Here is a 24284-nt window from a genome sequence, read left to right as displayed (position 1 = left end):
CTCCCCTACACGTCCAGCAGCGGGCGGTGCTTGATGTGCCGCGCGAACACGGCCATGAACTGCGGATCGACGCGCGCGCCCCGCATCGCCAGCGAATGGCCGACGATCCAGAGCACGACACCGGGAATCCACAGTTGCAGGCCTAGCCCGACAGCGGCGGCCAAGGTGCCGTTGGCGATCGCCACGGTGCGCGGTGCGCCGCCCAGCAGGATCGGCTCGGTGAGCGAGCGATGCAGCGGCACCTCGAACCCGGCCGCGAAGGTGTCCGGGGCACTCATACGACGGCCCCGCCCGAGAAGCTGAAGAACGACAGGAAGAACGAGGACGCGGCGAAGGCGATGCTCAAGCCGAACACGATCTGGATCAGCTTGCGAAAGCCGCCCGACGTGTCGCCGAACGCGAGCGCGAGGCCCGTGGCGATGATGATGATGACCGCGACGATGCGCGCCACCGGCCCCTGGATGGATTCAAGGATGGATTGCAGCGGGCCTTCCCACGGCATCGAGGAACCGGCGGCCTGTGCAGTGCCCGCAAGCAGCAGCATGAAGGCAGCGAGCATCAAGCCTTGCATGGCCGGGCGGGCCAGGCCATCCAGCCGCGCGGGACTGGAGCGGCGGGAAAGCGGATTTACAGAAATACGGAAAGCATCAACGTGCGTCATGGCAGTTCTCCAGAAAGGTCGAGGGATGGGGAAGTCGCCGCAGCGGGTGCGGCATCGGGAAGTGGCGGCAGCTCGGGAAACGGCGCGTCCATCGCATCCGCCAGTCGGTAACCCACGCCGTCGAAGCCGACGACGCGGGCGATGCTCTCGATGCGGCGCTTGCGTCCGCGCCCGGCGATGTGGATCACCACGTTGACCGCCTCGGCGATCAGCGCGCGGGGCGGGTTCACCGCCACTTCGAGAATCAGTTGCTCCAGGCGCAGCAGCGCGCCGAGGGCGGAGCCGGCGTGGATCGTGGCAATGCCACCCGGATGGCCCGTGCCCCACACCTTGATGAGATCCAGCGCCTCGGCGCCGCGCACCTCGCCCACGACCACGCGGTCAGGCCGCAGGCGCATGGACGAGCGCACAAGCTCGGTCATCGACACCACGCCTGCGCGGGTGCGCAGCGGAACGTGGTCGCGGGCCGCGCATTGCAGTTCCACCGTGTCTTCGAGCACCAGCACGCGGTCGCCCGTGGCGGCGATCTCGGCCAGCAGCGCATTGGCGAGCGTGGTCTTGCCGCTGCTGGTGGCGCCGGCGATCAGGACGTTCTGCCGCTCGCGCACGACACGAACGAGAAAGCCCGCCTGCGCGCTGGTCATCATCCCGTCGATGACGTACCGCTCCAGCGGAATCACACCGATGGCGCGCTTCCGCAGCGCGAAGGCCGGCCCTGGCGCGGCGGGCGGCAAGATACCCTCGAAGCGTTCGCCGGTTTCGGGCAGTTCGGCGGACAGTAGCGGCTGGCCGCGATGGACTTCTGCGCCAACGTGGGCGGCGACAAGGCGGATGATTCGCTCGCCGTCCGCCTCGGACAGCTCCACGCCCATCGGTGCGCGGCCCGATGAAAGCCGATCCACCCAAAGGGTGCGATCAGGATTGAGCATGACTTCCACCACGTCCGGGTCTTCGAGCGCGGCAGCGATCAGCGGCCCCATCGCCGTGCGCAGCATCTGAATGCGGCGGTCGAGCGAGGTGGCGAAGGACGAAGGTGCGACGCTCATGAGGCGCGCTCTTGCGCTTCGGCAACTGCCGCCGCGTCATCCATCCGCGCCGGGTCGGGGTGCAGTTCCTCCACCACATCGCGCACCAGGCTTCGACCGCGCAGCAGGTGGCGACCCAACTGTTCAACGAACTGCTCGAAGCGCGCTTTGCCCTGTGCGCGTGCCGCGTCTTGGTGCGCCTCGGGAACTGGCGTGCTGACCGTGAGGTAATAGCGGATGAACAGCGCCAGCGTTTCGATGGCGATGTTCTGGTCGCGCTCCATGCGCTCGGCCTGGCGCGAGAGGCGATCAAGCCGCTTGGCAATCGCTGCCTCGCGCTGGTCGGCAGCATCGGGCGACAGCCACGATGCGAGCGCCGCCGCGACGATGCTGGATTTCGATACGCCTTTCTTGGCGGCCAGCTCGTCCAGACGCTTGGCATGCTCCGGCTGGATGAACAGGTTGAGGCGGTAGTGGCTCATAGCTCGATTCCGTCGTTGGGGTCGAGGGAAGCCAGCCGGGCCGTGCGCTGCATGGCCGGGTCAAGCTGGCGAGGAAGGGGAAGCGGCAGGTCGTCATCGTCATCGAGCAACCCGAGGTCGGCTGCGGACGCGGCCAGCTCGGGGTCGTAGGCGACGGCTTCGGAAAGTTCGGGCTGACGGCGCGGTCCGCCGTCGTCGGCCGAACCCAAGTGCTCCAGGCCATCAGTAGGTGCAGTGGCCGCTGCGGCAGGCACGGCGGGAATCGCCAGCCCGCTCCAGTCGTCGGCTCGCGAGGGCGGAACGTCGGCATAGCGTCCGGCCGCAAGCACGGGCGGCGGCAGCACGCGCCGCTTGAAATTGGTGTCCGCGTAATAGCGCAGCTTTTTGGCCTTGATCGGCGCCACGCTGGACACCATCACCACGGCTTCATCCGGCGGTAACTGCATCACTTCGCCCGGCGTCAGCAGTGGGCGCGCGGTCTCCTGGCGCGACACCATCAGGTGGCCCAGCCACGGCGCGAGCCGGTGGCCTGCGTAGTTGCGCTGTGCGCGCAGCTCGGTTGCAGTGCCCAGCGTTTCGGAGATCCGCTTGGCCGTGCGTTCGTCGTTGGTGGCGAACGTCACGCGGACATGGCAGTTGTCCAGAATCGAATGGTTCTGCCCATACGCCTTGTCGATCTGATTGAGCGACTGCGCGATGAGAAAGCTGCGAATGCCATAGCCCGCCATGAAGGCCAGTGCCGTCTCGAAGAAGTCGAGCCGCCCGAGCGCCGGGAACTCGTCAAGCATCAGCAGCAGCTTGTGGCGGCGCTCGATGCCGTCGGAGCCATCGAGCGATTCCGTCAGCCGTCGCCCGATCTGATTGAGGATCAGGCGGATCAGCGGCTTCGTCCGCGAAATATCTGAAGGCGGCACCACAAGGTACAGCGATACCGGATGCTCGGCCGCGATCAGGTCGGCAATCCGCCAATCGCAACGCGACGTGACTTCGGCCACCGTAGGGTCGCGGTACAGGCCGAGGAACGACATGGCCGTGCTCAACACGCCGGAACGCTCGTTGTCCGACTTGTTGAGCACTTCGCGCGCCGCCGATGCGACGACCGGATGCGGGCCATAGCCGAGATGCGGCGTGGTCATCATCCGGTGCAGCGTCAGCTCGAATGGGCAAGCCGGATCGGAGAGGAAGTTGGCGACGCCGCGCAGCGTCTTGTCCTCGCCCGCATAGAGCACGTGCAGGATGGCGCCGACCAGCAGAGCATGGCTGGTCTTCTCCCAATGGTTGCGCCGCTCCAGCGCGCCTTCGGGATCGACCAGGATGTCCGCGATGTTCTGCACGTCGCGCACCTCATGGGCGCCGCGACGCACCTCCAGCAGCGGGTTGTAGGCCGCTGACTTCGCATCGGTCGGGTTGAACAGCAGGCAATGCGAGAAGCGCGAGCGCCAGCCTGCGGTGATCTGCCAGTTCTCGCCTTTGATGTCATGGATGACGGCGGACGCGGGCCAGCTCAACAAGGTGGGCACCACCAGGCCCACGCCTTTGCCCGAGCGGGTTGGTGCGAAGGTCAGGACGTGTTCCGGACCTTCGTGGCGCAGGTACTGGCGTTCGTGCTGGCCGAGGAACACGCCGTCCGGCTGCGTGAGACCGGCCTCGCGAATGTCATCCGCGTTCGCCCAGCGCGCCGAGCCGTAGGTCGTGACCAGGCGCGATTGCCGCGAGCGCCAGATCGACATGCCGATGGCCACCAGCACGGCCACCAGGCCGCTGCCACCCGCAATGGCGCCGCCGATGTCAAAGACGCTGGGCGCGTAGGCATCGAAGAAGAACCACCACTCGAACAGCCGCCACGGGTGATAGACCGGCGTACCGAAGAAGTCGAACCAGGGCGAGCCAAGGCGTAGCTGATAGCCCAGGGCGGCGGCTGTCCATTGTGTGGCTGCCCACACGCCGGCGATCACGATGCCGAATACCACGGCGATCTGACCGAACAGCACGTTCGTCCCTTGCATGATCCCGCCTCCAATCACGGCACAACAACGTGCCGCGTGCATCAGGATCAAGGCGTGTGCATAGGTCGGTCAAAGACCGTTATGGCGGGGATTTAGGCCGAAAAAGCCTGATTTCTTGCAGGAGCGAAGGCAATAAAAACGCCGCAGACGGGAGCGCGTTGCGGCGTAGTGAGGTGTCAGCGAGAACTTTGTCGCTGCGAAGCGACTACAACAGAGCTATTTGGACTTCTGCTCAGGTCGGTCACCGAAGAAACGCCGATTGGCGGCTTCGGCAGCACGGCGGCAAAGTTCATCACCGACTTTTGTGCGATCTTCCTTGCATTGCCGTTGAATCTCCTTGATGCGCTCGGGATGCGCCGCGAGGAAATCCACGGTTTCCGAAGGTTGAGACGAGCCACATGCGGTCAGTGCGACGGTCAGCATCAGTAGCATCACTCTGTTCATGATTCCAGTCCTTTCGTCGGATGGTTCAGGCATCGTCGGCAGCGTCGATACCGTCTGCCGAATCAATGAAGGCCACACGCTCGATGAACCGAGCCAGCATCTCGGACGGCTCCGCATCGCGGCGTAGCAGATAGGTCGTAAGCATGTATGGCTTGCCTGCCAAGCGGCGGGCCACGACACCCGGCTCGCGGCTGGAGGCGATATGCGCCTCGCCCGCTAGGCCCAAAGCCAGGCCAGCGGAAACCAGCGTCATCATCACGTCGAAGGTTGCCACGCGCTGCGCAATCAGCGGCTCCTGATCGAGCTTGCGCAGAAAACGATCGATCTGCCGCGCGTGGCCTTCGCAGACCGCCGGGTCGCCCAGTGCCAACGGATAGCGCAGCACTTCTTTCAGCGGAACCTGTTTGAAGGCGAGCACGGGATGGCGGGCTGGCACCGCTACCATCAGTTCATCTTCCCAAGCAGGTGTGACCAAGATCCCATCGCCTCCATCCTCTGCCATCGAAAAACCTACGTCATACAGATCTTCATGCAAACCCTTGATCTGCAGCCCGAGCGGCACCTCAAACAGACGCATCTCAACTTCAGGGTCCTCTTCACGGCATCGCGCCAGCAAAGTTGACAATCGTGTGGGTGTTACACCATCAGACAAGGCAATGCGTAACTGGCCTAAAAATCCGTTGGTGGCCGACTTGACGCCATCACGGGCCTGATCCAATGCGGTAAAAATGCGCGGGACATGCTCCAAAAGCTGTCGCCCGGCACGGGTTAGTTGAGTGCTTCGGGTAGTACGAATGAATAAACGAGCACCAAGTTCCTCTTCTAATTCTTTGATAGTGCGTGAAAGTGGAGATTGGTCGATATGTAGTCGTTCAGCGGCGCGAGCGAAATGAAGTTCCTCCGCAACGATGAGAAAGCAGCGAAGATGTCGAAGCTCCATTGTGCTCACTCCACTTTAATTCGTCTAATTTCATTTGCGCGGCTAATTAATCAGCCTTTGCCAGAGTGCTGACAGCCAAACCCCCCCAGTCAGCAAAGTGGCTAACAGCACGGCAGCGCTTCCCATGTCCTTTGCACGCTTTGATAGCTCATGCCATTGAGGGCCAATACGATCAATCGCCGATTCCACAGCAGTATTGAGTAGCTCCACAATCATCAAAATAAGGATACTTCCTGAGAGAAGAGCGACTTCGACCCATCCCTGCCCCAACCAGAAGGCCAATGGGACCAACACAAAGGAAAATACTGACTCAAGTCTAAAGGCCGGCTCATTCCATCCAGCGCGCAATCCCTGAATTGAGTAATGGGACGCATGCCAAATTCTCAATATTCCTCGGCGAGATTTTTGTTTATTTTCGAATGCGGACATGGAATCAGCTGCGATTGTGTGTTTTTTATCTTTCATGAGAACAACTCTTATATATTCTTATCATCACAGCCAAAGAAAAAATCGAAATTCCTATCGTACTCACTTGTTTTAACCTGCATTAGCCCCAAGACAGACGAAAACAATGCGTCGTGATTCGCATAAGAGCGGGCTCGCTCACTCAAACAGCCAATATTCAGCCCTCGACTTTGAGTAAACGTTGAAGAGAACCACATAACCAAAGGAACACGAGTCTGCTCTTGTGGAGCAATCGCATAAGGCATGCCGTGCAGAAAAAGTCCCTTCTCGCCCAGGGATTCGCCGTGATCCGAGACGAATATCATAGCTGTGTCGTAGTCGGAAAGGCCCTGCAATTTTTTAATGACTTGGGTTAGGAAATGATCTGTGTAGAGAATAGCGTTGTCGTAGCTATTCACAATCTGTTCGCGGGTGCATTTCCCCATTTCCGGTGTGTCGCATGTTGGGATGAATTTTCGATACGCTGCTGGGTATCGTTGAAAGTAGCTGGGGCCATGATTTCCAAGCTGGTGCAAAAAAATCACACGATCACCGGGATTTTTGCGAGCCTGAGCTGGTAAGTCTTCAAGCAAAATCTCATCGAAACACCGACCATCAACGCATAAAGAGGAACTTTGTGCATTCCCTAGGCTTTGATATTCGAGACCATCGCACACCCCTTTGCAACCTGACTGGTTATCTCTCCATAAGGTGGTAATACCGGCGCGCTCCAGAACATGCAGTAAGGATTGGTGTGAGCGAATCTTGTCTTCATCGTAGTTTCGGCGACCAAAGGACGAGAACATGCAAGGCACAGAAACCTCGGTATTAGTTCCACAGGAGTGCATGTCGGAGAAATTGATCACACCCATCTGAGTCAATTGAGGCGTTGTTTCGCGTGCATAGCCGTTCAATCCCCAGTTTTGGGCGCGAGCCGTCTCGCCTACGACAAAGACTAATAAACGTGGCCGACTGCCTTCGGGCCTGACTGTTGCAACGGCATCAGCTCCAATGGGTATTTTTTCGGCGGACTGCGTGATAGAGGAACCTGTCAGTGCCTTCGGCAAACCCACCAGATAGTTTCCCGGTGTAATCAAGTATCGCACTTCGCGATGATTTCTCATCAGTGCGGACATGTCCTGAAATGACAGCATGACACCGCCCGAAATCATCAGTGTCGAAAACAGCATCAATCCCATACGCCACACGGTTGCTTTCAGCCAAGTACGCCCGAGCAATCGGATTCGCCAAAGAAAAATAATCGGAACTACTGCCAGTAGGCTTAGTGGAGCAATCAATGCAGGCGTCAGTAGCTCGCGACTTTCCTTGAAGTCTGTGGCTAGAACATTGCGCAACATGCTCGAATCGAGGTAGATATGAAAGCTGCGCATGTAATGTGTTGCGAGGGCAGAGGCAACAAAAAGCACCGCAAGTAAAACCTTGGCATTCCAGCGCCACACAACCAAACTCAACAGCAGACTGTGAATTCCCACCAGAAACAGCAGTACGGATGTACCCATGCGTAAGCTGGACTGGACGCCTAAGGCGCTACTCCAAAATAGACCATTGCAGGCTAGTGCAAAGAAAATACTGGTCATCAAGATCAGCCACTCGACGCTGCATTGTGGTCGCCAATGGCTTAGGTCCTTGAGGTTTGCAGTTCTGAATCGCGGCATCAGACCGAGAGCCTGTTTGAAAGTTCTCATGCTTGGAACCCCGATGAATAGACATCGCCTGAGCCATCAACAAACCAGCGTTGCCAGACCATGAAAAGACCCAAGGCAACGACCCAACAAATCAGGAGCGTCCACAAGTCATGGGAAAGGAAGTGGGCTCCGCGCACCTGCTGGGTCCATCCAAAGATGGCACCTATCATCAAACTTGCAGCCAAGGCCATCCAACGCCAGGCAGGACGAACCATCAAGGTAAAGAAATATAGGCTGACCCATGCATATCCGGCACTTGCATGCCCTGCGGGAAAGCACACACCGCGCGGCATACCGGGCGGGCGTGTTTCAAACAGGCCCACAAACACTCGCGCTCCGCCATAGCGCACCAAGTTCCAGGGGCAATCCATGTTAGTGAACGATTTCAGCGCCGAAACCGTCAGTGCCCCGATCAAGTACGCACAAAAAAGATACAGTAGCGGCCAGCGTAGGTATGCCGAGCATTTGTTGCTACGTTTTTTTCTCCAAGCCCAGATGCACGTTGCTGCAACCGCAATTGCCAGGAAGGTGGAAAGATTCTTCCCACCACGATGCAGCAGGTTGCTGGTTAGCCAGGCATCCCGCAAAGCCCATCGGCTGCCCTGCAAGCGATAGAGATGATCGGCGACCCAGAAGTCCCCACCGCCATCCATCAATAGACTGCTGATGATCAGCGCCGCACCCGCTGGTAGCGCTAAATGAGTGATTAAGAATCGAGGTGCGAATGGTGCGTTGGATAGTGGGGCGTTGCCCAGTAGTCGGGATTCATTGAGGGGCATCGGCATGTGCCCCCTTCGAATGCCACAGCGCATGCGCATCGATACGCACCAGTGCTGACGCTTGCAGCGCATCGATGCGAGCCTGTGCCTCACCGAGGCGTGTCTGGCGCAGGTTTCGCAACGTCAAGAGGTATTCGGCCAAGGGGGCCTCTCCCAGTTCCCAAGCTCGCCGCGTGCGGTTGCTGGCCGTGGTCTGCGCGGCCAGCGCCTGCGCGAATGACTGCCACTGCGTGCGCTTACTTTCAGCTGCCTGCGCGGCTACCCACGCACTTTGCTCCACCGCGCGCCGCACGCCGAGCGCCTCTGCCTCTGCGGCAGCTGCGTTGGCGCTTTCCGTGGCAGCCATTGCACTGCGATAGTCAGTGCCAAATGGCACCGTCAGGACAACGCCAATGACACGTTCCGTCCCACCGCGTTCAGACATCATCCGTACCCCGACTGTGGGGTCGGGCGTGCGGTTGGCGCGAGCTCGCTCGGCCACCTTGGCAAGGCGCGCTGCCTCTCCATCGGCAATGCCGATTTCGACGCTTTGTCGCACAATTCGCGCCAGCCACTCCTGTACCCCGCCCGGCAAAGGATCGGGATCTGGCAGCGTGGATGGCCGCGCGGGAGTCTCAATGCCCGGGAACTCGATCACCATCGTTTGTCGTGCTGCCCGTTCTGCGTCGCGCGCAGCGCTAACCTGGGCTGCAAGCATCGCGCGTTCGGCTTGCAGAACGTCGCTGTCCCGCTGCGCTGCATCGCCCAGGGCCACGCGGCGGGCCATTGCTTCCTGCTCACGTCTAAGCAACTTTTCCTGAGCTTGCATCTCGTCGGCTACGACGAAACTGCGCAGCCATCCGGCCCAGACTTCCAACAGTCGCCTTGCCATTTGGTGCTCGGCATCTTCAAGGCGCATATCGGCCATCCTACGGGTGCGGCTGCCGATGTCCCGATCTATACGCGCCTTGTTTGGCAAGCGAACAGCACGGCTGAGCTGGATTTCCCATTCGTTGTAGCGACGCGCTTCGTTGGTCACGTTGCGACGTTGTAGGCCACTACTGAGTTCAAATTCGTGGCTACCGGCTTCAAGGGCGCTTTGCGTGGCGGCCGCCGCGTCCAAGCGAGCGGCTGCGGCATTCACGACCGGCTGGATTTTTATCGCCGCTTCGACTTGCGCCTGCGCAGGCAGCCACGAAAGATCATCGGCGCGCGCTTGCGCGGGATGAAATGTCAAAGCCGCGATAGCCACCATGACGGCACCAGTCGGTAGTACCAGGCTGCATCCTTTGTTTTTACTCGTCATACCAGTCTTCCACTTGCCAACACCGACTCCACCCACCAGCGGACATCGCTAGACGCGATGCGCTGGCGCAGATGCGCCAGGACCTGTTCCAGTTGTTCATATTCGATCAACACCCAAATGACGCGCCGATCCACACGGCCGCGAACCTTCTCGCGAATGGACGCGCGCGCGAAGTCGCCGGTATGCCCTTCGGCGTGCAACAGGGTGAACCCTGGCAGCACCGGGTCGGCCATCAGGGCATCGGTGACGGCGTCTTCGAGCGTGGGTGGAAACACCAGATTCAGGCGCACCAGTTGCGCTTCTTTCAATCCGTTCATGCGTGGACTCCTTGTTGTGAGGAGATGGCCTGGCCGAATCGCCGGTACAGCACCGGCAGCAGGACCAGGGTCAGCGCAGTGGAACTGACCAGTCCGCCAATCACCACGATGGCGAGTGGGCGCTGGATCTCAGAGCCAGGGCCACTGGCCAGCAGCAGGGGCACTAGGCCAAAGGCGGTGATGGAAGCCGTCATCAGCACGGGGCGCAACCGTCGCAGCGAACCTTCGCGCACCACCTGTTCCATGGGCAGGCCTAGCGCGTGCAGGTGGTTGAAGTGCGTCATCAGCACCAATCCGTTGAGCACGGCGATGCCCAGCAGCGCGATGAAGCCGACCGAAGCAGGCACCGACAGGTACTGCCCCGACAGCCACAGCGCCGCCACGCCGCCGACCATGGCAAACGGCACGTTGCCGAGGATGAGCGCGGCCTGCCGCACCGAGCCGAAGGTCATGAACAGCACGAAGAAAATCAGCCCCAGGGCCACCGGCACCACCATGCCAAGGCGGGCCGCTGCGCGTTGCTGGTTCTCGAACTGCCCGCCCCATTCGACGCGGTAGCCGGGCGGCAGCGGCACGTCGCGCGCTACGGCGGCGCGCGCTTCATCCACGAAGCCGACAAGATCGCGCCCGCTCACGCTGGACTGGATCAGCGCGAAGCGCGAGCCGTTCTCGCGCCGCACCAGCACGGGGCCATCAGTGGTGGCGATGCGCGCCAGCGAGGTCAAGGGGATTTCGCCCTGATCGCCGCGGGCGAGCTGCAAGTCCTTGAAGCGCTCGGCCGAGCCGCGCAGGCGGGCGTCGCCGCGCACCACGATCGGCGTGCGCCTGTCCGGCTCAATCACCAGCCCGGCCGGAACGCCTTCGAGTTGCGCGCGCAACTCGTCCTGAACCTGTGTCACGGCCAGCCCGGCGCGCCCCGCCGCCTGCGCATCCACCTTCACCTGCAGGTATTCCACGCTGTCGCTGGCCTGGGTGAGCACGTCGCGCGCACCGGGCACTTTCTCGATGCGAGCGGCCATGCGCTGCGCCAGATCGCCCAGTGTTTGCAGGTCAGGGCCGAACAGCTTGACGGCCACGTCGCCCCGGCTGCCGGTGAGCATTTCCGAGATGCGCATCTCGATGGGCTGGGTAAAGCCGAATTCCAGGCCGGGGAAGGCATCCATCACCTTGCGTATCTCGGCACTCAACGCGTCCTTGTCGGCTGCATGCCAATCCTTGCGCGGTGCGAGCTGCATGAACAGGTCGGTTTCGTTCAGGCCCATCGGGTCGAGCCCCAGCTCGTCGGAGCCCACCCGCCCGATGCTGTGCCGCACCTCGGGCACCGCCGCACCGATGGCCTTCTGCACCGCCAGGTCAATCTCCAGCGAGCGCTGCAACCCAATGGACGGGGGTTTTTGCAGTTGCAGCAGGATATCGCCCTCGTCCATCGTCGGCATGAACGCCTTGCCCGTGCCAAGGTAGGCCACCACACCCAATGCCAGGGCCGCGATGGCGACCGCCGATGCGCGTAGCGGGTGGTGAAGCGCAGCCTCCAGCAGCGGTTGGTACAGGCGCGTGGCCCAGCGCATCACCCACGGCTCGGTGTGAGCATGTTCCTTGAGCAGCAGCGAGGCCAGCACCGGCACCAGCGTGAGCGACAGCAGCAGCGAGACGCCCAGGGCGAATACGATGGTCAGCGCCACCGGCACAAACAGTTTGCCTTCCAACCCTTGCAGTGTGAGCAGGGGCATGAAGGTCAGACAGATGATGAGGATGCCCGAGGCCACAGGCATGGCGACCTCGCGCGCCGCGGCGAATATGCGGTGCAGGCGCGGCTGGTGCGCACTGGGCGCGTGCGGGTCGAGCCGACTGACGGCGTTTTCCACCACCACTACGGCAGCGTCCACCAGCATGCCGATGGCGATCGCGAGGCCCCCCAAGCTCATCAGGTTGGCGCTCATGCCGACCAGACGCATCAGCAAGAAGGTGCCCAGTGCCGCCAAAGGCACCATCACCGCCACAACCAGCGCGGCGCGAAGCTCGCCGAGGAACAGAAGCAGCAGGATAACGACCAGTACCGTCGCTTCCAGCAAGGCGCTTTCCACCGTGCCCACGGCGCGCTCGATCAGCGTGCTGCGGTCATAGAACGGCACCACCTTGACGCCGGGCGGCAGGCTGGGAGTCACCTCGTCCAGCCGGGCTCGAATGGCTTTGACCAGCGCCGAGGCATCGGCCCCGCGCAGCGCCACCACGATGCCTTCCACCGCTTCGCCCGCGCCGTCCCGGGTGACGGCGCCATATCGCGTCACGCCTTCGATGCGCACCTGGGCCACGTCGCCCAGGCGAACTGGGGCCGTACCATTGGCCCCCGCGCGCAGGATCAGACGGGATAAATCGTCCAAAGTGTGGATCGCGCCTTCGGCGCGCACGATCAGCGTGTCTTCGCCTGCATCCAGGCGGCCCGCACCGTCATTGCGGTTGTTGCGGCCGATCGCCGTGATGACATCAGAGAAGCTGAGGCTCGCAGCGGAAAGCCGTGCGCGATCCGGCACCACAGCAAAGCTCTTGGCTTCTCCACCCAGCACGTTGACATCAGCAACACCGGGCAGCGTGCGCAGGGCCGGGCGCAGCGTCCAGTCCAGCAGGGCGCGGCGCTCGCTCAACGTGAGGCCACCGCCTTCGATGGTGAACATGAACACGTCCGACAGCGGTGTCGAAATCGGCGCCAGCCCGCCGCTGACGCCTTCGGGCAGGCTGCCCGAAACGCCGGCATAGCGTTCAGCCACCTGCTGACGCGCCCAGTAGATGTCGCTGCCTTCGGCAAAGTCCACCGTGATGTCGGCGATGGCGTACTTGGCCGTGGAGCGCAACATCACGCCCCGGGGCACGCCGAGCAACTCCATCTCCAGCGGCGTGATCACGCGCGACTCCACCTCCTCAGGCGTCATGCCAGGAGCCTTGATAATCAGCTTGACCTGCGTGGGGGAAATATCCGGATAGGCGTCGATCGGCAGTTGCAGGAAGGCCGCTAGGCCCGCACCCGCCAAAGCCAGCACGCCAAGCAGTACCAGCGCACGTTGGCGCAGGGAAAATTCAATCAGACGGGACAACATGCGTGGTCGCCCCTCATTGCAATGGAATCATGGATTTGAGCAGTGCCGTACCGCGCACGACGACCTGCATGCCTGCCGCAAGCGGCGCAGTGTCTGGCGAGACTGCACGCACGGCGCTTGACGCCTCTGATTCGTCTTGCCCCAGCAGTTGCACCGGAACAGCGCGGACGCGTAGGTCGCCTTGCTTGTCTTGCGATGACGGCTCAGCAACGTAGACCACGTGGGCGCTGCCCGCTGGCAGCAGTGCGGCCGATGGCACGCTCAAGGTGCCCTGCGGTGCTGGCAGCAACAGCGCGACACTGATCTGCTGCCCGGCCGCATAGCGGTCTGCCCCTGCCTGATCTGCATCGACGCGGGCACGTACCCGCAGGCTCTGACTACTGAGGTCAGTGTCGCCACCAACAGCCGTCACGCGAGCGATCGTGCCATCGGGAAGACGCACTTCCAAGCCTGGGTGGAGATCTGAGCGCCAGCGCAGCGGAACCGCGACGCTGACATCCAGCGGGCCAGGCTGAGCCACTATAAAGGCGATGTCGAGCGGCGCGACCGCCTGCCCGAGGCTCAGGTGACGACGCATCACCCGCCCGGACAAAGGCGCCAGCAATTCATACTCGCCGGCCTGCCCGCCGCTAACGGGTCGAAGCCGTGCGAGGGCGCCATTGGCCTCTTGCAACGTACTTTGCGCAGCCGCTGCGCGCGCCTGAGTTTGCTCGTTGCGCGCGGCGGGGATGATGCCCTCGGCGAGCAGGGCAGCATCGCGCCTGGCCTGCGTGGCGGCTGCGGTCGCGTCCGTGCGGGCACGCGCCAGATCGGCTTGCGCCGCCAGAACATCCTTGCTCTGGATGCGCGCCAAAGCCTGTCCTTGGCGCACTGCGGCACCTTCATCGACCAGAACGCGCGTCACCACACCGCCATAGGGTGCCACAACCTGCGCGCTGGCCGAGAGCGGTGCCACGGTCTGCGCGGGCAAGCCATCCAGCGGTATTGCTGCGGCGTCCTTGACGATGGCGGTTTCCACGCCCTGCGCGCGGAGTTGAGCGGCGTTGAGCTGAACGCTGCCAGCACTCGGCTGGGCGACGGCTTCGTTCGCGTCTTTATCGGCTACGGTTGTCTGCTGCGTTGCCCAAGCCCACCAGCCGTACCCTACGGCAGCCAGAACTGCCACACCGACGGCGGACAGGGCCAAGGTCTTGGTTCGGCTGGAGGTGCCCGCCGCTTTCAAGGTCGGGAAGCTCATGCTTGTGCCGCCCCAAATGACGTAGAGCAGAGTAGAGAGCACACAGCGCGAATTGAAAATTCGTCGCATATGAAGCGGTGCGCGAGGTTAATGAGGCGAAACATGCGGTCGATCTCTTGTAAAGATCAGCTCATGTTCTTCGGTGAAGCTTTGAGAAAGCTTTGGAGAAAGCGAAATTTTCTCTGTACGATCTATTCAGAAAAAAACCGCTTGTCTTGAGCCACAAGCTGCCGGCAAGTTGACTTCTCAGTCACTTGATCCGATAGCCAGGATAGCCAGCGGTTCGCTTTTTTGCCATCTCAAACATCGGGGCCATGCGCCATGGACATCAAGAATTCCGAATACCGTTTCAGTCCCTTGGTCATAGGCTTGCACTGGCTGACCGTGATTCTCATCATTGCGGTCTATGCGAGCATGGAATTGCGCGGACTGGCACCCAAGGGAGCCTTGAGAGACGCCATGAAGTCCTTGCACTACCTGCTGGGCCTCAGCGTTCTGGTGATCGTCGTGATCCGTATCGGGGTGCGCATCCAGGCGGGCGTGAAGCCCGCGATCCAACCACCCATGCCACGCTGGCAGGCCACGCTCGCCGATGGCATGCACTATGCGCTCTACAGCTTCATGCTCGCCATGCCGCTGCTCGGATGGCTCACCTTGAGTGCGGCGGGCAAGCCGATTGTTCTGTTTGGCTTGCCCGTTCCCTCTCTGATCGGCACCGACGTTGCTTTGTCGCGCCAACTCAAGGATGTCCATGAGGCGCTGGCGACATTGGGCTATGTCTTGATCGGATTGCATGCGATGGCGGCGCTGTTGCACCACTACGTCATGCGTGACAACACACTGGTTCGCATGCTTCCCGGTCATCGCACCTGAACTGCTGGCCTTGGGCTGCTTCACATGGATTTGATTTTTCAATGACAAAATTTCATCATCGCGCTCACCCTGAAAGTCATCGCACTGAACATATCGGATGGCTACGCGCAGCTGTTCTGGGTGCCAATGACGGCATCATTTCCACGGCCAGCCTAGTTGCAGGCGTGGCTGCGGCCCATGCAAGCCATGCCAGCATCATGACCACGGCCATCGCGGGGTTGGTAGCCGGTGCCATGTCCATGGCTGCAGGCGAATTCGTATCGGTCTATTCACAAGCTGATACGGAGAAGGCGGATCTGGCGCGGGAACGTGATGAACTGAAGAACAGTCCGGAAGCCGAACATCGCGAACTCACGGCCATCTATGTTCGGCGTGGCCTGGATCATCGACTCGCGGATCAGGTCGCCACGCAATTGATGGCGCATGATGCGTTGGGCGCGCACGCGCGCGATGAATTGGGCATTTCTGAAACCTTGAGCGCTCGCCCGCTGCAAGCCGCCATGGCGTCCGCTGGAAGCTTCGCCGTGGGTGCGGCCATGCCGCTGGCCGTGGTTCTGTTGGCGCCGGAGCAGAGCCTGCTCTATTGGATCGTCGCGACGGCGATTGTCTTCCTGGCCCTGCTCGGCGCTGCGGCTGCTGCCGTGGGTGGTACGCCGCTGTTCAAAAGTGCACTGCGCGTCGCGTTCTGGGGCACATTTGCCATGGCGGTGACAGCGGGCGTGGGAGCCATGTTCGGCACCGCGGTGTAAATCTGCGTCAATCTCAGAGCAGCGCTGGCCAAGGGCCAAGCCGCGCGGACAGCCGACCGTTGTCCAGTGAGAACGCCAGCGGCAGGTCTATGGCATGCGCGAGCGCCAGGGCCAGTGCAAGTCCCAACCCGGCGTGGTGCGCCGTGCCACCTTCGGAATCCTTGCGCCAGAAGCGAAGGCCGAATTGATCCAGATCGGATGCCAGCAAATTGGGAGCTGTGTTGACGATGGTCAACATCCAGCCGGAAGCTTCGCGCTCCAGCCCGCATTGAATGTCGTCGCCTTCGGGCGCGTATTCAATGGCATTGCGCAAGAGGTTGGAGACGATGCGTTCGATCACGCCCTGATCACTTTGCACCCATGCCGATTCAGGCAAAGTCACGCGGATGGGTGACTTGGGTGCCATTTGCTGGACGTTAAGTCCCGCCAGCAACTCTCGCAGCAAAGCAGTTAGATCCAGAGGATCCAGCGCCATTGTGTGTTGGCCGGACTCAAGTCGCGCCAACAACAGCAGAGTGTCCACACTGCGCTGCATGCGTGAACTGGCCTGGATCATTGCATTCAGGGCGCGCTGGATTCGGGCCGGGTCGGCATCGATCAAAGCGCTTTCTGCGCTGATGCGGATTTCCGCCAGGGGCGTGCGCAACTCGTGGGCCACATCGCGGGAGAAGCGGCGCTCGCGGACAATGGCCACATACAGGTGATGCAAGCCCTGATTGAAGGCTTCGGCAAATGGACGCAGTTCACGGGGAAAGTCCGCTCCGATCCGCGCAATCGGCCGATCCGAACGCAGATCGGCCAGTTGCTCGCCGACCCGCTCCAGCATGACCACGATATGCCGAACCATGAGCAGCGCCAGGCCCGTCGCTAGCAGCGTTGCCAGCACAATACCGCCCAAGAGCGCAAAGTGGATGCGCCGCTCGGTTTGATCCCAATCCCGGCGTTCTGTTGCGACGACTAATAGCTGAGACCTCTCTCCAGTTACCGACACGCGCGTCGCCAGCGCGCGGCCCGCGTGGCCATCCGGAAGTGTCACGTCGTAATAGCGCGGGGTGCCTTGCTCCACCGGGCCAAGCGATAGCTCGGCGCCTGCACTGCTGGGAGAGCGTAGCAAGGCCCGGTGGGTCTGCGAATCGAAGACCGTGAAGAACTCGGTATGCCCGCCAGGCTCATATTCCGGCATGAGGCTTTCGAGCTTTCTCGCATCCAACTCCTGCAGCACGCGCCCCACCGCCGCTGATCGTTGCATCAGGGTGGTATCCATCCGTCGATAGATTTCGTGGTCAATCCAGTAGTCGAGGACGGGAAACAGGATCGCGAAGGTTCCTCCAATGCAGATCACCAAGCTGGCAGCCAGCCGCCGCTGCAAGGACCAGGATCCGCCTTGACTCGCATCAGAAAGGGCTTCGGAATCGGGACGTACCATCGTTCAGGGCAGGATGTAGCCGAAGCCACGGCGTGTCACGATCAGTTCATCCAGGCCGCACAGGGCAAGCTTGGTTCGCAAGGTGCTGACGATCACCTCTACCACTTTGTCCGATGCATCGCTGCGGCTGTCGTACAAATGTTCAAAAATCTGCGAGCGCGACAGCGTGGCGCCGCGCCGACGCAGCAGCAAGTCGAGCAGTCCATACTCCTTCGGCGTGAGCCCAAGATCAATGCACTTGAACCTCGCGATGCGCGAGCGCGGATCGACCTCCAGATCGCCGTGGCGCAGAACTGGAACGTCCCGTTGCGGCGGACGCCGTACTAGCGCCCGCAGGCGAGCCAGCAGTTCGGCTAGCTCGAAGGGTTTTGTCAGGTAGTCATCGGCACCCGCATCCAAGGCCCGCACCCGGTCGTCGAGCAGTTCGCGCGCGGAGAGCACCAACACCGGTGCGGCATGGGCCTCCCGGCCCAATGCGCGCAACACGCCAAAGCCGTCCAGCCGGGGCAGCATCAAGTCCAGAATGATGGCGTCGTACCGGTAGCTGGCAAGAAACTTCAGCGCGGACACGCCATCGGCTGCTGTATCGCAGGCATAGCCTTCCGACTGAAGGCTCTGGCTCAGGGCTTCGGCCAGCGTTTGCGAGTCTTCCACGATCAATACGCGCATGTGCTTTCTTCCATTCAGCGCATCTCGAAAAGCTCCTGGTGGAACGCCTCCGGCTCCAGCCCCTGGGCCAGCAGGTCGGCGCGCAACGCGCGGCCGAAGGCCGTGGGGCCGCAGAACCAGACGCTGGCGTCTTTCCAACCCGGCACCATGGCACGCAGGCGTTCACCCGTCAGGCGACCGTTCTGCTTGTCGATGAGCAAGTGCAGCACAACGCCGGCCGCCTGGCTGTCGGCGCGCAGTTTCTCGATGGCCTGCGGATCAACGTCGCTCGTAGGATGAAACAAATCGACCGGGCGTGCGTCTTGGCCTTTATGCTGCGCCAAATACTTCATGCGCGCAATGAATGGCGTGATACCGATGCCGGCGCCGATCCAGATCTGGCGGGCCTTCTCGTCGTCGAAAGTGAAGCAGCCGTAAGGCCCCTCGACCGTTACCTGGTCGCCTACCCGTAGGCGCTCAGGCAGCCGGCGGGTGTGGTCGCCCAGCGCCTTGGTGATGAAGGTAATGCGCCGGTCTTCCGGCACCCAGGCTGAGGCTAGCGTGTAGGGGTGCGGGCCTTCTTTCGGGTTGGACATGGCGAAGGCAAACTGTCCGGGCCGGTGGCCGGGCCAGCCCGGGTCCATCCGCAGGGTGGTTTCCAGCACGTTCAGCGCAGGGTAGGTCTGCAGCGATTCGATGACACCGTGCGCGGTGCGCTGCGCACCGACTCGGCCCAGCAGCACCCACACCGCCGATACCGTGCCGCTCGCCAGCAGCATAGCCAAAGCCCAGCCCACGGGCTGGGCCCAGTAGGAGAACTGCACCAACACCAAGGTGTGGAAGGCCAGCACCAAGTAGATCGCTGCCATCCAGTGGTGCGTCTTGGCGAACAGCCGGTAGGGAAAGCGCTTAACCAAAGCCAGCACCAGTAGCACGGCGACGGCGTAGAAGGCCCATTCGCCCAAGTCCTCGGCCAGTCCACGCCAGCCACGCAGCGCCGATTCAATGGAGCCCATTGAATCAGCCGTTGCGCGGGGCTTGCGCGCGGGGCGCGTCAGCCAGCCCCAGCCTACGGCCCATTTAGTACCCTGCGCCCACAGCCAGTGTACTGTTGCAGCGGCCAGAGCAGCGATGCCGAGCCACTTGTGCAGGCGGTATATCTTGTCCAGTCCGTTCAAGCTGGGCTCCAGCCACGCCGGGCGCGTGGCCAACATCATCGCCACGGACATCGCGCCGATGGCCAGTACGCCGCTGTATTGAATCCATACCGTTCGCAGGGCGAAGTAGTTGGACTGTGCAGGCCAGAGCGTATCGGTAAAAAGCCATAAAGCGCTCAATGCCAGCGCAAAAAACCAGAACGTCCAAATTATTCTCTTCATCGTGGATTTGCCCCAAATTCTGCGGAAGGCGCATGCGGCACTGGTCGGAAACCATCAATCCATATACGCGATAGCGTGCCTTTGAATGTGGCCGTGTATCCGAAATTACAGATAATTCTAATTTTGACATCCCAACCTTTGGTAACGCTTTGGATTGATCACCCATCTATGGATAAAATCTAATTTTGCCCACCGGCTTGTGGCTTTACCTTGACTCAAGAAATGGTTGGCCCCCGATGCCGCCCAATCTCCCAGGACGCCCCGCCGCCGCGAACCGTCGCGGAAAGCTGCTGCCCCAATCGCTGTTCGATCACCGGCTTCCACGGCACCAGCGAGAAGCCCATGCCGTCATCAAGCATCGCGTAGCGCCCGCTGGCGAGCATGACGCTGCGCCGGTAGATGCCGGCCACGCGCTGCCCGTCGGCCACGGGCCGATGCTCCAGGCCCGTTTCGCCTGCAATGTCCTTCGCGGCCTGCGCCAGCTCCCGGTTGCGCAGCGTGCCCAGCAGGTTGCGCGCCAGGATCACGCGCTGCCCGCGCCGCTCGGCCAACCCCTGTTCGGCCAGGAAGTCGGTGCGCTGCTGCATGGCCTGTTTGGCCTCGCCGCCAAAGCCCAGGTCGCCCAGGCCCGAGCCGCCGCCGATCAGTTGCTGGTCGAGCCAGGTGGCCCCGATCACGCGGGCCTGCCGCTCGATGGGCAGGTGCGATTTCAGTTCCACGGCCACGCTTCCCAGGCGCTGCGCGTCGTACTGACGGCCACGCTCGGGCAGATCGTCCGGCACCTTCCATAGACCTTCGGCCACACGCTCCACGATGCCGGCGCGGCGCAAGGCTTCCAGTCGGCGGACATGGGCCGCGACGACTTCCTGCGGATCGCGGCCGGGCACGGCCTGCCCCTGGGCGATGGCGAGGTGATGGTCGGTACGGTACAAGCCATCGCTCGCCAGCGCGGCGATGTTCTTGTCCGCCGCGCGCACGTCGGCCGATCCTTTCACCTCCACCACGGCGCCGCTGGGATAGTTCGCCAGCTCGTCGCGGGCATTGAGCGCGACGTAGTGGGCCTTGCCGTCCACGCCGTCGATGACCAGATAGCCCCGGTCGCGCAGTTCGTCGGCCAGCCCCTTCGCGGCTACGCGGCCGAGAATAGTTCGGCCATCGTCGCCCGGCTCGAACACCGCCAGCTCGCGCGGCTGGCCGCTCATGGCCCGCTGGATGGTGCGGATGATGTCTCCACGCTCGCCCAGGGCGCGCAAGGTCTTCTCGGCATCGGCATGGACGGCCCAACTGCCGGGCTGCGTCTCGTCGACCAGGCCCAGGTGCTGCAAGCGTTGCAGGCGGCTGATCAGCAGCAGGCGCTGGCGTTGCAACGTCGGTTCGTTGAAGCGTTCGATCTGTACCCGGCCATCCTCGCCGGCCTCGCGTTTCAACGTGCGATCCAGGCTAGTCCACCGCTCTTGCTCCACCTCGCGCTGCAAGGTCTGCTGGATCTCCAGCTCGGTGCGTGGCCCCAGCCATTCGGTCGCCAGCTCGGCGGCGCGATGACGAAAACCATCAGTGATGTAGTCGCCCGCGATGATGAGGTCTTTGCCGGTGTCGTCGCGCCCGCGCACGATCAGGTGGGTGTGCGGGTTGTCGGTATTCCAGTGATCGACCGCCACCCATTCCAGCCGCGTGCCCAGGTCGGCCTCCATGCGTCCCATCAGGTGCCGCGTGTAGGTGCGCAGGTCTTCCAGCTCGGCCCCTTCCTCGGGCGAAACGATGAAGCGAAAGTGGTGCCGATCATCGGCGCAGCGCTCCTTGAATGCGTTCAGATCAGCTTCGTCGGTCTGCGGCCCATAGGCCCGACCCGGTTCGCCGTCGCGGCCCACGCCGTCGCGCTCGATGTAGCGCAGGTGCTTGGCGAGCGACTGCGGACTGGCCCGCTGCTGGTTGACCAGTAGTGTCTTGATGGTCACGCGCCGCGACATAGGCGTGAGCTTCGCCCCTGCGAAGCGCGCCGCCGTGTGGCCGCGTCCCAGGCGCGATCCGGGCCGCTGGCCGGTGCCCTTGCCACTGCCGCCAGGACGGCGCACCGTGGACTTGCCGCCGCTGGCCTTGCCTGCCTGCTGGAGCACCTTGGATACGAAGCCCTGGCCCCGGTTCTTCGGTGCGCTGGGGCGGATGCGGAAATCATCGTCGCGGCGGTTGGTCATGCCTGCGCTCCCTGCAAACTCTGGCGTGTCCGGGCGTGCGAAGCACGCGGACATGCCTGTATCGGTGCGTGCCTCACGCCCCAAGCGGCACGGCGGCAAAGCCGCTGCGTGCCTCGCCCCCCCACGTGCAGACTGGCTTTGCGGGCCGACAGGTGCCGCCCCCTTTTGTCTTGCCTTCCGCATTTGCCTCCCCCTGTCCCCCAGGTTCTCGATCCCGGCAACTGCGGCCCGGTGGCAAGGCTGCACCAGCAGCCAGCGCACCGGCGAACACGGCAATGGCCGCAGGCCAGCCGTGTTCGAGGCAAGACGCCTGCACGTGGGACGGCTGCGCCGGAGGCAGCGCGAAGTGCAGCGCGGATGCGCTCGCACTGCACGCGCGACGACATGACAACGGCCAGCAGAACGACACGCCCGATAGCACGATGATGCGCAGCGAATCGGTGGCCATCATGGGCGCGACTCCAGCCAGACGGGGCGCGCAACGCCGATCACGGAAGCTGCGCTGACCGGCCCGAAATACCGGCTATCGAACGACGCCGGATTGGTCACACTGAGGAGGAACAGCTCGCCATGCCGCAAGCGGTGGCATTGCTGCCGGGATGGCAGCGGCCGGCCCCAGCGATCGGCAGACAGCACGGCGGCTGAAGGCACGCCGTCGATGCGGACTTTGCCGTCAGCGATGCACACCTCTTGCGGCGCCACCGCGCCCACGCGCTTGAGCAGAGGAATGCGCGTCGGCAGGTAGCCGCGCTGCGCAGCGAGCGCGGCAGCCTCGGCAGGCAGCGGCACCAGCACGATGCTGCCTACCGACAACGGACGTGGTGGCGAGCTGGTGCGATGGTCGAGCGGATCGATGCGATACCAGCCGACCTCCACGCTGTCGGACGGGTTGTAGGTCAGGCGTGGCAGCGGATGCACGAAGGACGCCCAGGCCAGCGCAGCGAGGCCGCAGGCGGACAGGCCCGCCAGCACGAGGCGAGCGCGCACGCGCAAGCGAGGGTGCGGCGCGGTGCCGGAAGTGGAAACTGCGGTCATGGCAGCGCCCTCCCGGCCAGCCAGGCGGCGTGCCGCTCGGCGGTGTATTCGGGCAGCGGCAAGTGCGCTGCGAGCCGGTTGGCGAGCGTGCGCCAGTACGCGGGCGAGACGCCGACAGGCGTGATGCCCAGCGCCTCGATGGCGTCGATGCGCGCCAGCACGGCACGCACCGATTGCTCACCCTCGGCGTGCAGCAAGAGGCGCGCGCCAGGTTGCACGCCGGAGATGCGCTGCGCGCCATCCATCGGCATGCACGCCTGCATCACCATGAGCTGCCAGCGGATCGTGCCGTAGTCGTTGGCCTGCCAGCGGATGCGGCAGAGAACCGCATTCGGCGTGAACACCGCGCAGCGGCGCCAGCGGTCGAACCGGATGATGCGGGCAGGATCACCGAAGCGCAGGTAGAGGTCGAAGCGTTGGTCGATGTATGCGAGCGCAACGCGCGTCAGCGGTACGCCGTCGGCCACGCCGACAGGCGGGATGGACGGCGGTGCCGAAGCCGTCGAGGCGGGTGTGTTCATGAGGACTTCTCCGGGAATTCCCGCTCCAGCAGCGCGCGCAACAGATCGGCCACCGTCACGCCTTGCGTGAAGGCCGATACCTTGATGCGCGCCCGCATGGCGGGCGTGATGTCGAGGGTCAGGCGGGCCGTGTAGAGGTCGCCTTTCTGGAGGTCATCGGCACTGCCCTGGCGAATCCACGCCTCGGCGTGCGGATTCGCGGGCGGGCGAGCGCCGATGCCGATGCGCTTGCCCGTGCGCTTGCTGGCAGGAGTGCTCATGACGGCCACCGCAGCAGTTCATCGACCAGCGCGGTGATTTCGCGCGCGGCGGCGCTGTCTGGCGCCGTCTCGCGTGCAAGCCGGCCGGCGGCCACGCTGTCGGCAAACACGATGCGCTGATGCACTTCCGCGCGCAGCGCAGGAAGCGGCTGCTCGGCCAGCGCGCCGCGGGCCTCGCGTCCGATCACGGTGGTGCTCACGCGCCGGTTGATGACGAAGGCCGCGCGCAGCGCAGGCCGGAACACCTGCGCCTCACGGATCAGCGCCACCATCTCGGCGCTGGCCCACAGGTCGTAGGGGCTGGGCTGCACCGGGATCAGCACCCGCTCGGCCGCCAGCAGCGCGGAGCGCGCCAAGGCAGCGATCCTGGGTGGCCCGTCGATGACGACGTGATCGGCCCGCCTGGCGAGTTCTGGCGCTTCCTGGTGCAGCGTTTCGCGTGCGAGGCCCACGGCGCTAAATAGCCTTGGCAAACCTTGCTGGCTGCGGCGCTGTGTCCAGTCCAGCGCGGAGCCCTGTGGATCGGCATCCAGCAGGATGACCGACTGCCCGCGCATCGCCAGCTCGCCGGCGATGTGGGTGGCGAGCGTGGTCTTGCCCACGCCGCCTTTCTGGTTGAGCAGCGCGACGATCATGACCGGACCCTCCGTGTCGGAAAGCCCGCCTGTTGCCGCTGCGCTTCGCGTCCTGTGGCGGTTGTCCACCGAGGCGCGGCGCTGCTACTACCAGTTAGAGTATTTAAGTTAGGGAAGTTAGGAGAGGCCGAAACCCGCGCCAGTATTA

25 protein-coding genes are annotated in these 24284 nt (G+C 63.0%); 2 read left to right on the top strand and 23 right to left on the bottom strand.

All coding sequences use genetic code 11. The features are described from left to right. Positions 1 to 5 precede the first annotated feature (5 nt). From AC07RV_RS29170 to AC07RV_RS29105, 14 genes are all read right to left on the bottom strand, one after another. Positions 6 to 278 carry a VirB3 family type IV secretion system protein gene (locus tag AC07RV_RS29170; protein ID WP_003056130.1) on the bottom strand — a complete coding sequence of 91 codons (273 nt, stop codon included), beginning with the start codon at positions 276 to 278 and terminating at the stop codon, positions 6 to 8. Continuing rightward, on the bottom strand, positions 275 to 661 hold the full coding sequence (locus AC07RV_RS29165) for a TrbC/VirB2 family type IV secretion system protein (RefSeq protein ID WP_003056137.1): 387 nt from the start codon (positions 659 to 661) through the stop codon (positions 275 to 277). Before AC07RV_RS29165 ends, AC07RV_RS29170 begins: the two co-directional genes overlap by 4 nt. Next, positions 658 to 1707, bottom strand: a complete 1050-nt coding sequence (trbB, locus tag AC07RV_RS29160; protein WP_043371999.1) for a P-type conjugative transfer ATPase TrbB — start codon at positions 1705 to 1707, stop codon at positions 658 to 660. The genes AC07RV_RS29165 and trbB overlap by 4 nt, the downstream gene beginning before the upstream one ends. Beyond that, positions 1704 to 2168 (bottom strand): ribbon-helix-helix protein, CopG family, encoded by a 465-nt coding sequence (locus AC07RV_RS29155; protein ID WP_003056139.1) that lies wholly within the window; start codon positions 2166 to 2168, stop codon positions 1704 to 1706. Before AC07RV_RS29155 ends, trbB begins: the two co-directional genes overlap by 4 nt. Continuing rightward, positions 2165 to 4174 carry a conjugal transfer protein TraG gene (locus tag AC07RV_RS29150; RefSeq protein ID WP_043371996.1) on the bottom strand — a complete coding sequence of 670 codons (2010 nt, stop codon included), beginning with the start codon at positions 4172 to 4174 and terminating at the stop codon, positions 2165 to 2167. The genes AC07RV_RS29155 and AC07RV_RS29150 overlap by 4 nt, the downstream gene beginning before the upstream one ends. A 216-nt stretch (positions 4175 to 4390) precedes the next feature. Next, positions 4391 to 4618, bottom strand: a complete 228-nt coding sequence (locus AC07RV_RS29145) for an EexN family lipoprotein (protein ID WP_003056142.1) — start codon at positions 4616 to 4618, stop codon at positions 4391 to 4393. Positions 4619 to 4643: 25 nt separating this feature from the next. Beyond that, positions 4644 to 5558: a LysR family transcriptional regulator gene (locus tag AC07RV_RS29140; protein ID WP_012204568.1), complete on the bottom strand. Its 915-nt coding sequence runs from the start codon at positions 5556 to 5558 to the stop codon at positions 4644 to 4646. A gap of 42 nt (positions 5559 to 5600) precedes the next feature. Continuing rightward, positions 5601 to 6023: a diacylglycerol kinase gene (locus tag AC07RV_RS29135; RefSeq protein WP_012204569.1), complete on the bottom strand. Its 423-nt coding sequence runs from the start codon at positions 6021 to 6023 to the stop codon at positions 5601 to 5603. Between the two features lie 11 nt (positions 6024 to 6034). Continuing rightward, positions 6035 to 7708 (bottom strand): phosphoethanolamine transferase, encoded by a 1674-nt coding sequence (locus AC07RV_RS29130; RefSeq protein WP_003056147.1) that lies wholly within the window; start codon positions 7706 to 7708, stop codon positions 6035 to 6037. Continuing rightward, the gene (locus tag AC07RV_RS29125) at positions 7705 to 8493 is read right to left on the bottom strand and encodes a phosphatase PAP2 family protein (RefSeq protein WP_227472611.1); all 789 of its coding nucleotides are present in this window, start codon (positions 8491 to 8493) and stop codon (positions 7705 to 7707) included. Before AC07RV_RS29125 ends, AC07RV_RS29130 begins: the two co-directional genes overlap by 4 nt. Next, positions 8474 to 9721, bottom strand: coding sequence for a TolC family protein (locus tag AC07RV_RS29120; RefSeq protein WP_296781331.1), 1248 nt, complete (start codon positions 9719 to 9721; stop codon positions 8474 to 8476). The genes AC07RV_RS29125 and AC07RV_RS29120 overlap by 20 nt, the downstream gene beginning before the upstream one ends. Positions 9722 to 9768: 47 nt before the next feature. After that, positions 9769 to 10089 carry a DUF3240 family protein gene (locus AC07RV_RS29115; protein WP_003056157.1) on the bottom strand — a complete coding sequence of 107 codons (321 nt, stop codon included), beginning with the start codon at positions 10087 to 10089 and terminating at the stop codon, positions 9769 to 9771. Then, complete coding sequence (locus tag AC07RV_RS29110) at positions 10086 to 13181, bottom strand: efflux RND transporter permease subunit (RefSeq protein WP_043371994.1); 3096 nt, start codon at positions 13179 to 13181, stop codon at positions 10086 to 10088. The genes AC07RV_RS29115 and AC07RV_RS29110 overlap by 4 nt, the downstream gene beginning before the upstream one ends. A 13-nt stretch (positions 13182 to 13194) precedes the next feature. Then, positions 13195 to 14418 (bottom strand): efflux RND transporter periplasmic adaptor subunit, encoded by a 1224-nt coding sequence (locus AC07RV_RS29105; protein ID WP_043376323.1) that lies wholly within the window; start codon positions 14416 to 14418, stop codon positions 13195 to 13197. A gap of 321 nt (positions 14419 to 14739) precedes the next feature. Between AC07RV_RS29105 and AC07RV_RS29100 the strand changes: the two genes are divergently transcribed. Continuing rightward, positions 14740 to 15291 carry a cytochrome b gene (locus AC07RV_RS29100; RefSeq protein WP_033460303.1) on the top strand — a complete coding sequence of 184 codons (552 nt, stop codon included), beginning with the start codon at positions 14740 to 14742 and terminating at the stop codon, positions 15289 to 15291. Between the two features lie 41 nt (positions 15292 to 15332). Then, entirely contained in the window at positions 15333 to 16040 is a 708-nt protein-coding gene (locus AC07RV_RS29095) for a VIT1/CCC1 transporter family protein (protein ID WP_021028154.1), read from the top strand. A 13-nt stretch (positions 16041 to 16053) separates the two neighbouring features. Here AC07RV_RS29095 and AC07RV_RS29090 read toward each other — a convergent pair whose 3' ends face one another. The 9 genes from AC07RV_RS29090 to parA all read right to left on the bottom strand — a co-directional run bounded on the left by AC07RV_RS29090 (position 16054) and on the right by parA (position 24136). Next, positions 16054 to 17409 carry a sensor histidine kinase gene (locus AC07RV_RS29090; protein WP_230391047.1) on the bottom strand — a complete coding sequence of 452 codons (1356 nt, stop codon included), beginning with the start codon at positions 17407 to 17409 and terminating at the stop codon, positions 16054 to 16056. Positions 17410 to 17469: 60 nt separating this feature from the next. After that, the gene (locus AC07RV_RS29085; RefSeq protein ID WP_003056167.1) at positions 17470 to 18135 is read right to left on the bottom strand and encodes a response regulator transcription factor; all 666 of its coding nucleotides are present in this window, start codon (positions 18133 to 18135) and stop codon (positions 17470 to 17472) included. Between the two features lie 14 nt (positions 18136 to 18149). Continuing rightward, entirely contained in the window at positions 18150 to 19493 is a 1344-nt protein-coding gene (locus tag AC07RV_RS29080; RefSeq protein ID WP_003056168.1) for a ferredoxin reductase family protein, read from the bottom strand. Between the two features lie 215 nt (positions 19494 to 19708). After that, the gene (locus tag AC07RV_RS29075; RefSeq protein ID WP_011517536.1) at positions 19709 to 21685 is read right to left on the bottom strand and encodes a relaxase/mobilization nuclease domain-containing protein; all 1977 of its coding nucleotides are present in this window, start codon (positions 21683 to 21685) and stop codon (positions 19709 to 19711) included. 73 nt (positions 21686 to 21758) lie between these two features. Beyond that, positions 21759 to 22136: a hypothetical protein gene (locus tag AC07RV_RS29070; RefSeq protein WP_077176498.1), complete on the bottom strand. Its 378-nt coding sequence runs from the start codon at positions 22134 to 22136 to the stop codon at positions 21759 to 21761. After that, positions 22133 to 22720 (bottom strand): S26 family signal peptidase, encoded by a 588-nt coding sequence (locus AC07RV_RS29065; protein ID WP_011517538.1) that lies wholly within the window; start codon positions 22718 to 22720, stop codon positions 22133 to 22135. The genes AC07RV_RS29070 and AC07RV_RS29065 overlap by 4 nt, the downstream gene beginning before the upstream one ends. Further along, positions 22717 to 23241, bottom strand: coding sequence for a DUF2840 domain-containing protein (locus AC07RV_RS29060; protein ID WP_003056183.1), 525 nt, complete (start codon positions 23239 to 23241; stop codon positions 22717 to 22719). Before AC07RV_RS29060 ends, AC07RV_RS29065 begins: the two co-directional genes overlap by 4 nt. Further along, the gene (locus AC07RV_RS29055; RefSeq protein ID WP_003056186.1) at positions 23238 to 23501 is read right to left on the bottom strand and encodes a hypothetical protein; all 264 of its coding nucleotides are present in this window, start codon (positions 23499 to 23501) and stop codon (positions 23238 to 23240) included. The genes AC07RV_RS29060 and AC07RV_RS29055 overlap by 4 nt, the downstream gene beginning before the upstream one ends. Next, on the bottom strand, positions 23498 to 24136 hold the full coding sequence (parA, locus tag AC07RV_RS29050) for a ParA family partition ATPase (RefSeq protein WP_003056189.1): 639 nt from the start codon (positions 24134 to 24136) through the stop codon (positions 23498 to 23500). Before parA ends, AC07RV_RS29055 begins: the two co-directional genes overlap by 4 nt. Positions 24137 to 24284: the final 148 nt, after the last annotated feature.

The organism is Variovorax sp. GW821-FHT09B01 (genome assembly GCF_059418345.1).
This window is presented reverse-complemented; position numbering and strand designations above follow the sequence as displayed.

Coding starts and splice junctions, on each gene's coding strand:
- AC07RV_RS29165 (WP_003056137.1), bottom strand. CDS start 661: ATGACGCACGTTGATGCTTTCCGTATTTCTGTAAATCCGCTTTCCCGC.
- AC07RV_RS29130 (WP_003056147.1), bottom strand. CDS start 7,708: ATGAGAACTTTCAAACAGGCTCTCGGTCTGATGCCGCGATTCAGAACT.
- AC07RV_RS29055 (WP_003056186.1), bottom strand. CDS start 23,501: ATGAGCACTCCTGCCAGCAAGCGCACGGGCAAGCGCATCGGCATCGGC.
- parA (WP_003056189.1), bottom strand. CDS start 24,136: ATGATCGTCGCGCTGCTCAACCAGAAAGGCGGCGTGGGCAAGACCACG.
- AC07RV_RS29150 (WP_043371996.1), bottom strand. CDS start 4,174: ATGCAAGGGACGAACGTGCTGTTCGGTCAGATCGCCGTGGTATTCGGC.
- AC07RV_RS29070 (WP_077176498.1), bottom strand. CDS start 22,136: ATGATGGCCACCGATTCGCTGCGCATCATCGTGCTATCGGGCGTGTCG.
- AC07RV_RS29105 (WP_043376323.1), bottom strand. CDS start 14,418: ATGAGCTTCCCGACCTTGAAAGCGGCGGGCACCTCCAGCCGAACCAAG.
- trbB (WP_043371999.1), bottom strand. CDS start 1,707: ATGAGCGTCGCACCTTCGTCCTTCGCCACCTCGCTCGACCGCCGCATT.
- AC07RV_RS29135 (WP_012204569.1), bottom strand. CDS start 6,023: ATGAAAGATAAAAAACACACAATCGCAGCTGATTCCATGTCCGCATTC.
- AC07RV_RS29085 (WP_003056167.1), bottom strand. CDS start 18,135: ATGCGCGTATTGATCGTGGAAGACTCGCAAACGCTGGCCGAAGCCCTG.
- AC07RV_RS29140 (WP_012204568.1), bottom strand. CDS start 5,558: ATGGAGCTTCGACATCTTCGCTGCTTTCTCATCGTTGCGGAGGAACTT.
- AC07RV_RS29060 (WP_003056183.1), bottom strand. CDS start 23,241: ATGAACACACCCGCCTCGACGGCTTCGGCACCGCCGTCCATCCCGCCT.
- AC07RV_RS29145 (WP_003056142.1), bottom strand. CDS start 4,618: ATGAACAGAGTGATGCTACTGATGCTGACCGTCGCACTGACCGCATGT.
- AC07RV_RS29170 (WP_003056130.1), bottom strand. CDS start 278: ATGAGTGCCCCGGACACCTTCGCGGCCGGGTTCGAGGTGCCGCTGCAT.
- AC07RV_RS29095 (WP_021028154.1), top strand. CDS start 15,333: ATGACAAAATTTCATCATCGCGCTCACCCTGAAAGTCATCGCACTGAA.
- AC07RV_RS29155 (WP_003056139.1), bottom strand. CDS start 2,168: ATGAGCCACTACCGCCTCAACCTGTTCATCCAGCCGGAGCATGCCAAG.
- AC07RV_RS29120 (WP_296781331.1), bottom strand. CDS start 9,721: ATGGTGGCTATCGCGGCTTTGACATTTCATCCCGCGCAAGCGCGCGCC.
- AC07RV_RS29075 (WP_011517536.1), bottom strand. CDS start 21,685: ATGACCAACCGCCGCGACGATGATTTCCGCATCCGCCCCAGCGCACCG.
- AC07RV_RS29065 (WP_011517538.1), bottom strand. CDS start 22,720: ATGACCGCAGTTTCCACTTCCGGCACCGCGCCGCACCCTCGCTTGCGC.
- AC07RV_RS29125 (WP_227472611.1), bottom strand. CDS start 8,493: ATGCCGATGCCCCTCAATGAATCCCGACTACTGGGCAACGCCCCACTA.
- AC07RV_RS29110 (WP_043371994.1), bottom strand. CDS start 13,181: ATGTTGTCCCGTCTGATTGAATTTTCCCTGCGCCAACGTGCGCTGGTA.
- AC07RV_RS29080 (WP_003056168.1), bottom strand. CDS start 19,493: ATGAAGAGAATAATTTGGACGTTCTGGTTTTTTGCGCTGGCATTGAGC.
- AC07RV_RS29100 (WP_033460303.1), top strand. CDS start 14,740: ATGGACATCAAGAATTCCGAATACCGTTTCAGTCCCTTGGTCATAGGC.
- AC07RV_RS29115 (WP_003056157.1), bottom strand. CDS start 10,089: ATGAACGGATTGAAAGAAGCGCAACTGGTGCGCCTGAATCTGGTGTTT.